This is a genomic window from Collinsella sp. AM28-11LB (assembly GCF_003469895.1).
GTDB lineage: Bacteria > Actinomycetota > Coriobacteriia > Coriobacteriales > Coriobacteriaceae > Collinsella.
The window spans coordinates 1-12,358 of the sequence record NZ_QSKJ01000014.1; the positions used below are offsets into that span (position 1 = coordinate 1).

Below are 12,358 nucleotides of genomic sequence, written 5' to 3' on the forward strand. Positions count from 1 at the left end.
GGACGGCACCGAGCCGTCATCGAACTGAGAAGGGGGAGGCCTCGCGGCCTCCCCCTTTTTTGCGTTTACGGGTTTTCGTCTCACATAGTAGCTGTGTTTTATAACCCTCGTTTGTCGCATCTTCTGTGAACGGGCTACAATAACTTAGTCTGTGCGATATGGAGGTGAACATGGCTGAAGCTGGTATCGGCGTTGATATCGTCGAGATTTCCCGCATGAAATCAATTCTTGAAAAGACGCCGTCGTTTGCTCGGCGTGTGTTTACCGAAGAAGAGCGTGCGTATTGCGATGCATCATCGCGTCCCGCTGCTCACTATGCGAGCCGCTTTGCTTCGCGCGAGGCGGTGCTTAAAGCTCTTGGCACGGGTTTTAGTCAAGGCGTGGGTCGCAAGGATGTTTCGGTAACGCGTGATAAACTCGGCAAACCGAAGGCGCTGCTTTCGGGCCGTGCACTCGAGATCGCTCAAGAGTTGGGTGTCGTTGAGGTCGCTCTTTCCATTACGCTTACAGGAGGCTTAGCCGTTGCGAATGCCATCGCGATTACCGAAGATGCTCGACCTAAGCCAAAAGAGGAAAAGGTAAGCACCAAGAAACGCGTTGCGCAGACATTTAAAGAGGCTCGCTCTGTTTTAGATGAGCTTGAGCAGCTGCAGAATTCAGCATTGACGGAGCACCTGGGCGATGCTTCGCAAGATACGCTAGGAGCATAGATGAAACCGGTTTTGAGTACCGAAGAAGTCGTTCGTCTCGAGGATATCATCGAACGCGAAGGGACTTCGAAGGCCGAGCTTATGGAGCTAGCGGGTGAGTTTGCCGCCAACGAGGTCATGAGGCTCAATCCCGATCGGGTTCTTGTTCTGGTCGGTTTTGGTAATAATGGAGGCGACGGTTGGGTTGCCGCCGATATCCTGAGCCATAAGGGTGTGGACGTAGATATCGTTTCTCCGGTTGAGCCGGATGAGATTCCTGCTGCTCTGGCACGTCATGTTGCTCGTCGTACTGCCGGCCGCGATGTGCACGTTTGCGTCGGCCCCTCGCGTGACGAACTCGAGGTTTTAATCGATAAGGCCGATGTTGTTGTCGATGCCATTTTTGGTACCGGTTTCCACGGGAATCTGCGTGCGCCGTTCTCCATTTGGATTCCTACGGTCAATGAATGCGCCGATTTTGTCGTATCCATTGATGTCCCCTCGGGCTTGAATGCCGAGACGGGCGTTGTTGATGACGACTGCATTCGTGCCGAGCGTACGGTGACGATGATTGCGCCCAAGATTGGTCTGTATAGCGCTGATGGTCCTGAGTATGCTGGAGATTTGATCTGCGGCAATCTTTACGACCGTCTTGACGAGGTCATCGATGATGTCGACCACGCCGCCGAGATTGTCGAGCCCGGTGATTTAGTTGATTACTTTGCTCCACTACCTACGAATATCGATAAGTATTCCCGTGGCTCTGTGCTTATTGTCGCCGGATCTGCGCAATATCCTGGTGCTGCCATTATGGCGGCTAAGTCTGCAGCTCGCGCGGGTGCTGGTTACGTGGCAGTCGCGGCTCCTGACGCCTGCGCCAATCTTATTCGCATGGCACTTCCTTCGATTCCCGTCTTTGCTATTCCGTCTGATTCCCGTGGCTCCTTTGGCGCCGCTGCGCGCATGACGGTGTGCGAGATCGCAAAGAAGTACGGCTGCGTGCTGTGCGGTCCCGGTATGACGACGTCTGCCGGCGCTATGCAGGTGGTTTCGGGCTTGCTTGAGCTTGATGTGCCGCTTATTTTGGACGCCGATGCACTCAACTGCCTTGCTAAGATTGCCATTGACGGTATTGATAGTAACCCCGAGATGTATCGTCGCGAGCAGCCGTTGGTTATGACACCGCACTATCGTGAGCTTTCGCGTCTGGTTGCCGGTGACGAGGTGAACGACCTTGGTACCGCGATTGCGGCCGCGCAGAAGGTTGTCTGGGCTGCAGGCTCCGACAATCTGGTGGTCATTGCCAAGGGGCCGACGACGGCTATCTGTGGCGTTGAGCGCGTGCTGCTGCCGCTCTCGGGTCCGGCTTCTCTGGCAACTGCCGGTTCGGGTGATGTTCTCGCGGGTATTTTGGCCGGCACGCTTGCCACCATGCGCGACGAGATGGATCGTTGGGAGTTGCTGTATTCGTACGCCGTCGCACTTCACAGCTACGCCGGTTTTGCCGCGGCGACAGAGTATGGTGAGAAGAGCGTTATCGCGACCGATCTTATCGACTTGATCGGTCCTGCCATGGAGCTGGCGGCAAAGGATGCGCTCGAAGATCTGGGAATCATGGACGAAGGGTCGGATGACTAATCATGAATAAAGCCGATTTGACGCGCTGGTCCTGGGTCGAGATCGACCGCGGGGCGCTCCGTCGCAACACGAGGGCCTATAAGAACTTGTTGAATCCACGTCAGCGCCTGTGCTGCGTGGTCAAGGCCGATGCTTATGGTCATGGAGCTGTTGAGTGCGCCAAGATCATGTATTCGGCCGGTGCCGACATGTTTGCCGTGGCGACGGTCAACGAGGGTGTTGAGCTCCGACAGGGCGGGATTACGAAACCCGTCCTCATCCTAAGCGAGCCGCCTATCGAGGCCATTCCGACGTTGCTCGAGTTTGATATCATGCCCTCGGTCTATACGTCTGACTTTGCTCTTGCGTATGGCGAATGTGCCGTCGCGGCGGGCAAGGTGGGCAAGTACCATCTTGCCATCGAGACGGGCATGAATCGTATCGGCGTTCACTACACACAGGTGCTCGACTTTGTACGCGGTATCAGTTTCCATCGCGGCATCCAGTGCGACGGTGTATTTACACACTTTGCCACGGCCGATGAACCTTCGGGTTGGGACTACAAGCTGCAGTGCCAGCGTTTTACCGAGGCTGTTCAGGCCATTAAGGACGCAGGTTTTGAATGCGGTATCGTGCATTGTGCCAACACGCCGTCCTCGATGCTCGACCCCTCGATGCATTTTGATATGATTCGCGCCGGCGTTGGCTTGTACGGCATGCAGCCGTGCGAGCTGAGTGGTCGCGTGATGCAGCTCGATCCCGTCATGAGCGTCCACGCGCGTGTTACGCGCGTGGCGCATCCCGCGATGGGCGAGGGCGTGGGCTACGGCTTTACCTACCGCGTCCCGCGCACGCGCGTTCAGATCTGCACCCTTCCGATCGGTTATGCCGATGGCCTTTCGCGTACGCTTTCCAATCGTATGGACGTGCTGTATCGCGGCGAGCGTGTGCGTCAGGTGGGTAATATCTGCATGGACCAGTTTATGGTCGCCATTCAGTCCAACCCGGCGCATGAGATTCCCGAGGCAGAGTATGGTGACGAGATGATCATTGTCGGCCGCGATGGAGATGCCGAGATTACCATGGACGAGATGGCGCGCCTACGCGGCACGATTAACTACGAGGTCGCTTGCGGCTTTGGCATGCGTCTCGACAAGGTCTACGTGTAGGAGCAGCTATGGGCGTCATGCACATCCCCGGCCATAGCCATCAGGCGCCGCGCGAGGTCGCACTCGAGGAGATCGAGGCCGTTCTGGGCGATTGTCACCTTTGCCAGCTTTACCAGTCGCGTCACAACATCGTGTTTGGCGTTGGAAACCCCCGCGCTCGCGTGATGTTTATTGGCGAGGCACCGGGCCGCAATGAGGATTTGCAGGGCGAGCCCTTTGTGGGGGCGGCAGGCGAGGACCTCAACGGCATTTTGTCGCTGGCGGGGCTCAAACGCGAAGACGTCTACATTGCCAACGTGCTTAAGTGCCGCCCGCCGGGAAACCGCAATCCGCGTCCCGAGGAAGTGCTGGCTTGCTCGCCGTTTTTGCGTGAGCAGATTCGAAGCATCTGGCCCGATATTATCGTGACGCTCGGCAACCCCGCGACGCACTTTGTGCTTAAGACTGAGATTGGCATTACTAAGCTGCGCGGCAGGTTCCACCAGATGGGGCATTTTGTAGTAATGCCCACGTTCCATCCGGCAGCAGCGCTGCGCAATCCGGCATGGCAGGAGTTGCTGGAGGAAGACTTTAAGATGCTGGGCGACTATCTGGAGCGACATCCCGCACCAGGGGACGCCTCGGAATAATAAGGAGCATATATGTCCCTGGAGCGCCTGGGGGTAGGTACTTACAAAACGACTTGCGCTGCCGATACGGAGTACTTTGGCGAGCTAATTGCACCGTGCCTTGAGGATGGCGATGTGCTCATCCTGACCGGTGGCCTGGGAGTGGGCAAAACTCACTTTACCAAGGGCGTCTCGCGCGGGCTGGGCGATGGACATATGGTTACGAGCCCTACGTTCGCGCTCATGGCCGTTCACGATCAAGGTCGTATTCCGCTGTTTCACTTTGATCTATACCGCCTGGAGCATGCCTACGAGCTCGAGGATACGGGCATTTTTGACGTGCTGGGCTATGAGGGTGCTTGCCTGCTGGAATGGGGCGAACAATTCCAGGACGAGCTGACGGATGAGTATCTTTCGGTGACGCTCAAGCGTGATGAGAGCGACAGCGACGTGCGAACGATCACGCTCGAGGCTCACGGCGAGCGCGCGACGGAGCTTTCCGATTTGATTGATAGGGCTGTACAAGATGAGCTTGCATAGGGACAACGCGCCGGTGGTGGCGCTCGATACTTCGACTGACATGCTTGCCTGCGCGGTAAGCTGGATTGATGCGCAGACGGGCGAGGCGAAGCTGGTGAGTGGCGACCATATGTGCCGTCGCCATGCCAATGTGGAGCTCGTGAATACTGTTGATGGCGTACTGAAGCAGGCCGGCCTGGATCGCAGCGATGTTGGTTGCTACGTGGTCGGCCGCGGCCCGGGGTCGTTTACGGGCGTGCGCATCGGCATCTCCACTGCCAAGGGCCTCGCGCGTGGTGCCAATGTTCCGCTGCTGGGCGTGTCGACGCTCGACGCTTGCGCTTGGACGGCGTGGAAGGCTGGCGTGCGCGGCAAGCTTGGTATCTTGGCCGACGCTATGCGCGGTGAGGTATATCCGGCGCTGTATATGCTGGTCGATGAGGGCCCCGAGCGTCAATTTGAGCGCGAACACGTGGTCAAGGCCGCCGTGGCGCTCGATGAGTGGCGCCAAGCAGCGGACTGGGACCAGGTTCAGCTGACCGGTGACGGTCTCGTGCGCTATGGCAAGCTGCTGGGTGAGGACGAGACCGCCCGCTGCGTGGAGCGCGACCTGTGGTGGCCTTCGGGCGAGGGCTTGCTGCTCGCGCACGCTGCGGGTGACGGCGATCCGGCTCGCGTCCTGCCGATTTACACGCGCCTTTCGGATGCCGAGGAAAACGAGCGCAAGCGTCTTGGTCTTGCTGAGAGTGCACAGAGCGAAATTACGGGCGTTGCCGATGAGCTCGCCGGCCGTCATCTGCAGTTCCGTCCCATGGGCGCGGCGGATGCCGAGGGTGCGAGCGCGCTAGAGGCTGCCTGCTTTGAAGGTGCCGGACACAAGGCGTGGACGCCGGGCATGTTCCTGTCCGAACTGGGCGAGGACGTCGCTGCGCCGCGTAGTTGGTGGGTGGCACACGACGACGGCAAGCTGCTGGGCCTTGCCGGCGGTATGGTCGTGGACGGTGATGTGCAGATTCTGGATGTCGCCGTCGACCCGGCACATCGCCGTGAGGGCATTGCCCGCAAGCTGCTGTCGCATGTGAGCTATGATGCCCAGATGCTCGGCTGCACCACGGCTTCGCTCGAGGTCGAGGACGGCAACAAGGGAGCGATCGCGCTTTATAACGCTCTGGGCTTTACCGAGGCAGGATGGCGCCGCGGCTATTATGGTGCCGGCAAGGATGCCATCGTCATGACAGCTCCGCTGCCCCTGGTGCTTCCGGTCGACAATGCCTCGCCCGAGCCGACGGCGGCAGAGCAGCGCGTATGGCCGCTGGCCGCGCCCGATCGCACTGTTGAGGAACGTGCCGAAATCGAGCGCCGTCGCCTGGTGCTTGCCATCGAGAGCTCCTGCGACGAGACGGCCGTGGCGATTATCGATGCAGATGGCAATATGCTGGCCAACCAGGTGTCGACGCAGATTGATTTTCATGCCCGCTTTGGCGGCGTGGTGCCCGAGATCGCCTCGCGCAAGCACGTTGAGGTGATTGTGAGTGTCGTAGATGCGGCGCTTGAAGATGCCGCGGCATCGCTTGGCCTTGAGGGTGGAGCCATTGCCCCCAGCGAGCTTGCCGCCGTGGGCGTGACGCAGGGTCCAGGCCTGGTGGGCGCCCTGGTGGTGGGCGTCGCCTTTGCCAAGGGCTTTGCATATGCTGCCGGCAAACCGCTCGTGTGTGTCAATCATCTGGAGGGTCACCTGTTTGCCAACCTGTTGGCGCAGCCCGACCTCAAGCCGCCGTTTATCTTTACGCTCGTCTCGGGCGGGCACACCATGCTCGTGCACGTAAAGGCATGGGGCGACTACGAGGTGCTTGGCGAAACGCTGGACGACGCCGTAGGCGAAGCCTTCGACAAGGTGGCAAAGGCCCTGGGCCTGGGCTATCCCGGCGGCCCCATCATCTCCAAGCTGGCCGAGACAGGCAACCCCAAGGCGATCGATTTCCCCCGTGCGCTTAACAGCAGGGGAGACTACCGTTTCTCGCTTTCGGGTCTCAAGACGGCGGTGACGCTCTACATTGAGCAGGAGACCAAGGCCGGGCGCACGATTCACCTGCCCGACCTGGCGGCCTCGTTTGAGGCGGCGGTCTTTGACGTGCAGTACAAGAAGGCCAAGAACGCCCTGCATGCCACCGGGTGCAAGGAGTATTGCATTGGCGGCGGCGTCTCGGCCAATCCGCATCTGCGCGAGATGATGATCAAGAAGCTTGGACGTCAGGGCATTCGTGTAACGGTGCCGCCCTTGTCCGCCTGCACCGATAACGCCGCCATGATCGCGGAGGTCGCTCGCCGTAAATTCGACCGAGGAGAAATCTCGCCGTTCGACGTCGACGCCGATCCGAACATGACGCTGTAGTCGTGCTCGTGCGGTCCCCGGCGCTGCCCGGGCGCCAGCGGCCACATATGAACTTTCCTGCTCGGACAGTCCTGCTCACGACGGAGGCCACATTAAGTGGCCTCCTGTTCGTGCGGAACTCGCGATAAAGTTCATATGTGGCCGCTGGCTCCCGCGGCTCTCAGGGGTATTTCTCATGCAAAAACTCTTGTCTGGTAAAGTCCGAGGTTAATGGCGTTTTATACCGTAAATTTCAAAAAAGTTGAAAATTCATTACATTTGAACGTTGACTTTAGGTAACTAAAGTTTCATACTGCTTTTCATCCACTGGGGGATGTGAACACGCACGGAACGTTCACATCATGATTGAAGAGGATTTCTTAGACATGTTCACGCATCAGCTAAACATTATCAGCGTAGTAATTATCTGATGCGGGTTAGCACATACAGCTAGCCCGTACGATAACGGGCGGCTGATGAAGATGAGGGCCGTCGAGCGCAACCGACGGCCCTCATTTTTTATGTCTAGGAAGTTCTTTTTAGAGGAGGAAATGTAATGAACGGAGTTTTGCTCATGGTTGTGGCCGCGGCGGTGCTCGCCTGCGGCTATCTGGGCTACGGCCGCTGGCTGGCCAACAAGTGGGGCGTCGACAAGGACGCCCTCACGCCGGCCAAGCGCATGAAGGACGGCAAGAGCTTCTCGCCCGTTTCCGCCTTCACCGCGTTCTCGCACCAGTTCAGCTCGATCTGCGGTGCCGGCCCTGTCACGGGCACGATTGTCGCCATGGCCTTTGGCTGGCTGCCCGTCGTGCTTTGGGTTCTCGTCGGCGGCATCTTCTTTGGCGCCGTCCACGACTTTGGCGCCCTGTACGCCTCGATGAAGAACAACGGCAAGTCGCTGGCTCAGCTCATCGAGAAGTACATCGGCAAGACCGGTCGTCGCCTGTTCCTGCTGTTCTGCTGGCTGTTCTGCATCATCGTCATCGCCGCTTTCACCGACATGGTCTGCAAGACGTTCATGTTCACCCCGGCCGTTGACGCTTCTGGTGCTGCTACCGGTGCCATCGACTTCACCAAGTCCTATGCCGCCGGCTGCGCTGGTACCATCTCCATCCTGTTCACCTTCGTCGCGATCGCCTTTGGTTGGGCTCAGAAGAAGTTCAACCTCACCGGCGCTGCCGAGTTCGTCACCGGCGTGGTGCTCATGGTTCTCATGTTTGCCGTCGGTATGCAGTTCCCGGTCTACCTGGATAAGTTCCAGTGGTTCGCCGTCGTCATGGTCTACCTGGTCTTTGCCGGCGCCATGCCCATCCAGATGCTCAAGACCCCGCGTGACTACCTCACCTCGATCATGATGATCGTCATGATCGCCTGCGCTGTCCTCGGCATCGTCGTCCTGGGCGTCAACGGCCAGGCCACTATCACCGCTCCGGCCTTTACCGGCTTCTCTAGCGCTTCTGGCATGATGTTCCCGGTCCTGTTTGTCTCCGTCGCCTGCGGTGCTCTCTCTGGTTTCCACAGCCTCGTTTCTTCCGGTACTTCCTCTAAGCAGGTCGAGAAGGAGCAGGACGCCGTCAAGGTTGGTTACGGCGCCATGATCGTCGAGTCCTTCGTCGGCATCCTTGCCATCATCGTCGCCGGCATCATGTTCTCCGACATGAACACCGCCGGTACCGGCGCCCTCAACGCCGGCGTCGCTTCCACCCCGTTCCAGATCTTCGCCGCTGGCATCTCCCGCGGTATGCAGGCCTTCGGCGTTGACGGCACGCTCGCAACCGTCTTCATGACCATGAACGTCTCCGCACTGGCCCTGACCTCGCTCGACGCCGTCGCCCGCATCTCCCGCACCTCTTTCTCCGAGTTCTTTGCCCAGACCAACGACGCCTTGGCCATCGAGTCCAAGGCCGGCTACATGAAGGTCCTCGGCAACCCCTGGTTCGCCACGGTCGTTACCCTGCTTCCTGGCCTCGCCCTCGCCTTTGGTGGCTATGCCAACATCTGGCCGCTCTTTGGTGCTTCCAACCAGCTGCTCGGCGGTATGACCATGATCACTCTCGCCGTGTTCTGCAAGTGCACCGGCCGCAAGGGCTGGATGCTCTACGTGCCCGTCGCCTTCCTGCTCTGCTGCACCTTCACCTCGCTGGTCCAGAGCGCCATGGGCTGCATGACCGCCGTCCAGGCCTACGGCTTCTTCGGTACCATCCCGGCTACCACCACCACGGCCGCCGTCTCCGTCGCCGCCACCAAGGGCCTGCAGCTCGTCTTCGCCGTCCTGCTGATGGTCCTGGGCCTCATCGTCGCCGTCAACTGCCTCAAGGAGTTCTTCGGCAAGGAGGCTGGCTCCATGCCTGACGAGGAGCCCGAGTGGTCCGAGATGGGCAAGGCCGAGTACGGTCGCGCCGCTGCCGCTGAGGCTCCTGCCGACGCCGCTGCCCAGAACGCCTAGTTCTTGGATCTCTATAGAGTACTAGGCTCATTGGCTTGGAAAGACCGGGTCCGCAACTGCGCGGGCTCGGTCTTTTTTCGTGCAAAAGCGAGCGACGCTCGAGTGTTCTCGCAGATGTTTTGCGTGGATAGGGGCGCGCGTTGTACCATATGGACGTATATGTGTACATATGAAAGGGGCCCCGTGGCCAAGACGGTATATTCCGATAATCAAAACAATGTCGATGCTCTGGCCGAGCGTTTGAGCAGCCAGACGTCGCTTTCTACCGAGCGCGCCAAGCTGGTTGCCTATGACCTGCTCTGCCGCAAGGCGCTCAAGATCAAGTCGAGCGCGCTGGCGCAGATTTTCCGCTCCGTCGATAAGGAATGCGACACCAAGGCGATGCGCGACGAGCTTATCGCGGCAAAGATCGTCACCAAGATTGAGGGCAGCGGCATTAACGGGCGCCCGGCGTTCTATACCATCAATGCCGAGATCCGCGATGCCCAGGAGCAGCCTGTCGAGTCCGTCGAAGATTTTGTCGTCGAGGATTCCGCTGACGTGCCCGCTGTGGAAGAAGTTGCTCCGCGTGAGCATGTCGATACCGATGAGTTGCTCGATGAGAACGTCGTGCGTGCCTTTACGGCCAAGGCGGGACGCGGCGGTTTTGGCGGGGGTGGCAAGCGCGATGCGCAGCGCCGCGCCCAGCAGGAGCGCTTCCGCCGCGCCGTTGCTCAAAAGGGTGAGACGGATGCCGAGGCTGTCGAGGAAAAGCCCGTCAGGATGCAGGAGTCGACTCGCACTCAAGAGCATGCTGAGATCCAGGAGCCCAAGCGTCGCCGCGGTGCGCATTTTAGGGCCGAGCAGCAGGATGTTGCGCTCGAGGCCGAAGAGACTGCCGAGGTTGCGGACGATTCCGAGAAGCCGGCCAAGAAGGCCTCAGACTCGTGTCGTCCCGGTCGCGGCTTTGCAGGTCGCGCGTATCCCGTAAAGCGCCAGGAGAAGGTTAATCAGGTTCCGGAGGTGCGGGCCGAGAAGGCCGTGAAGCCTGCCGAGGCGGAAGTTCGTGAACAGAAGCCTGTTGATGAGCAGGTTGCGTCCGATACGGAGACCCAGGGCCAGCAGTCTACTGATGGGCAGACGGAGCAGGGCGCGTCGAGCAAGCCTCGCCGCCGTCGCCATCGTGGGGGCCGCAGTTCCCATGCCGAGACTGCAACCGAGAAGATCACGCCGCAGGACGAGGATGTGAAGGCCAAGGTTTCTGCGGGGCAGCCAAAGCGCCGGCCAGCGAAGGAGAGCAAGTCCGATCGTCCGCAGAAGCAGGCGTCTATGCCGAAGCGCGAGTGCAATTCCCAAGGCGATTCTAAGCGCAAGTCTCAGAAGAAGCCGGAGTCTGCCGCAGTAGATACTGCTGCCCAGCAGCCCGAGTCGGCCGCCCACGGCGAGGTCTCGGCGTTTGCCCTTGCCCGCGTTTTGGGCAGGCAGCTGCTCAAAGTTGTCCCTACGCCTATGGCGCTCTCTAAGATCAAGGAGCAGCAGACACAGATCGTTAAGGTCGAGGGCAAGGACGGCAAAATGGCTCCGCAGCGCGCTCAGCACAACGAGATGTCCAACCGCAAGATTGCCGAGGAGATTGCGATCATCCAGGCTTGGATCGAGCAGAACCGAGGTGCCGATACGCCGGTTGCCTCGCGCCGCCAGCGTGCCTACCAGATCTTTAACGACGAGAAGGCCTTTGACGGTAAGCACGGTGAGCGCCTGATTAAGCGCATGGCCGAAAAGGGCATCAGCATGCAAGTGATTAAGGTTGCCCCCAACCGCCCCGTGCACTTTACGGGTTTCTTTACGCTGGGCGCCGACAAGCCGTTCATTATGGTCGAGAACTTGGACACCTATGACGAGATCGTCAAGCTCCTGCGCGGCCGCAAGCACGCCAAGCTCTTTGGCATCAAGGTGGGCGGCGTGATTTTTGGCGGCGGGTGCAAGGCGAGTGTCTCTCACGCGCTGGATGATTATCTGGCCGAGATCGGCTACCGCTTTAACTACGTCTACTACGTAGGCGATATCGATCGCGAGGGCGCGCGCATCGTCGAGCAGACTCGCAATGCCAATGTGGTTGAGATTCGCCTGCATGCCGGCATGTACCGCGCCATGCTCGCCGAGCATAAGCGTCGCGTGAAGGCCGGCGGCGAGTGCGAGCCCGCGGCTGCCAACCAGGGCGTGCCGCAGAACCTGGCGGCCACGATCAAAGACCTGCCCATGGTTACGCGCGTGCAGTTCCGCAACGTGCTGCGCGAAGGCGGGCGCATTCCGCAGGAGATCCTGATGACCGCTGACTATCGGGATGGCGACTCGGGAAGCTTCGACCGCATGCTGAACAACTAAATTCCGCCGTTCTACCGAACGGCGGACTTCTTGACGCTGCGAGGGGCCCTGGTATGGCAATCTGACGTTCAACTTCGGCGGCGCGACCAGAAGGTCAGCGCCGCCTTGTTTCACGTCACCTTGCCATACCAGGGCCCCTCTCGCTGTCACGTCCAAAACATCGAGGTCACGTGGCTTTCTTTGCGTGCGGAACTCGCGACAAACTTAATGCCCGGCCCGTCGGGGCCACACGCCATTTTGTAGATTACGGCTCGCTTTTCGGAACGGGGCTGATATTTGATGCGGGGAGCTTATGGCTGGTGTGGGACGGAGGGATTCCGCGTCCGCCTTTTCGGCGGCCGCGTCCCGCTGCGTCGCTTCGCTCCTTGCGTGCTGCGCTGGAAAACGCTTCGCGTTTCCTCAGCTCCGCACCCTGGCGGGTTCGAATCCCTCCGCTTGCCCACAAGAAAGCGCCCTGGTCCGTTATGGGCTCAGGGCGCTCAATTTTAATGGCTGGGACGGAGGGATTCGAACCCCCAACAGCCGGCACCAAAAACCGGAGTTCTACCGTTGAACTACGTCCCAATGTGTGGTGT

Annotated in this window: 8 protein-coding genes and 1 tRNA gene; 8 read left to right on the plus strand and 1 reads right to left on the minus strand. The window is 59.6% G+C overall.

Translation table 11 applies throughout. The features are described 5' to 3' along the window. The first annotated feature begins 170 nt into the window (after positions 1-170). The 8 genes from acpS to DW732_RS09125 all read left to right on the plus strand — a co-directional run bounded on the left by acpS (position 171) and on the right by DW732_RS09125 (position 11,783). Positions 171-710, plus strand: a complete 540-nt coding sequence (gene acpS, locus DW732_RS09090) for a holo-ACP synthase (protein ID WP_118099367.1) — start codon at positions 171-173, stop codon at positions 708-710. Then, entirely contained in the window at positions 711-2,327 is a 1,617-nt protein-coding gene (locus tag DW732_RS09095) for an NAD(P)H-hydrate dehydratase (RefSeq protein WP_117794681.1), read from the plus strand. Positions 2,328-2,329: 2 nt separating this feature from the next. Continuing rightward, the gene (gene alr, locus DW732_RS09100) at positions 2,330-3,475 is read left to right on the plus strand and encodes an alanine racemase (RefSeq protein ID WP_118099368.1); all 1,146 of its coding nucleotides are present in this window, start codon (positions 2,330-2,332) and stop codon (positions 3,473-3,475) included. Between the two features lie 8 nt (positions 3,476-3,483). Continuing rightward, positions 3,484-4,104 carry a uracil-DNA glycosylase gene (locus tag DW732_RS09105; protein ID WP_118099369.1) on the plus strand — a complete coding sequence of 207 codons (621 nt, stop codon included), beginning with the start codon at positions 3,484-3,486 and terminating at the stop codon, positions 4,102-4,104. Between the two features lie 12 nt (positions 4,105-4,116). After that, positions 4,117-4,623, plus strand: coding sequence for a tRNA (adenosine(37)-N6)-threonylcarbamoyltransferase complex ATPase subunit type 1 TsaE (gene tsaE / locus DW732_RS09110; RefSeq protein ID WP_117843703.1), 507 nt, complete (start codon positions 4,117-4,119; stop codon positions 4,621-4,623). After that, positions 4,610-6,994 carry a tRNA (adenosine(37)-N6)-threonylcarbamoyltransferase complex transferase subunit TsaD gene (gene tsaD / locus DW732_RS09115; protein WP_118099370.1) on the plus strand — a complete coding sequence of 795 codons (2,385 nt, stop codon included), beginning with the start codon at positions 4,610-4,612 and terminating at the stop codon, positions 6,992-6,994. The genes tsaE and tsaD overlap by 14 nt, the downstream gene beginning before the upstream one ends. A gap of 535 nt (positions 6,995-7,529) precedes the next feature. Next, entirely contained in the window at positions 7,530-9,419 is a 1,890-nt protein-coding gene (locus DW732_RS09120) for a carbon starvation protein A (RefSeq protein ID WP_118099371.1), read from the plus strand. Positions 9,420-9,602: 183 nt separating this feature from the next. Beyond that, the gene (locus DW732_RS09125; RefSeq protein WP_118099372.1) at positions 9,603-11,783 is read left to right on the plus strand and encodes a hypothetical protein; all 2,181 of its coding nucleotides are present in this window, start codon (positions 9,603-9,605) and stop codon (positions 11,781-11,783) included. A gap of 489 nt (positions 11,784-12,272) precedes the next feature. Here the strand turns inward: DW732_RS09125 and DW732_RS09130 are convergent. Continuing rightward, positions 12,273-12,347, minus strand: a tRNA-Gln gene (locus DW732_RS09130). Positions 12,348-12,358: the final 11 nt, after the last annotated feature.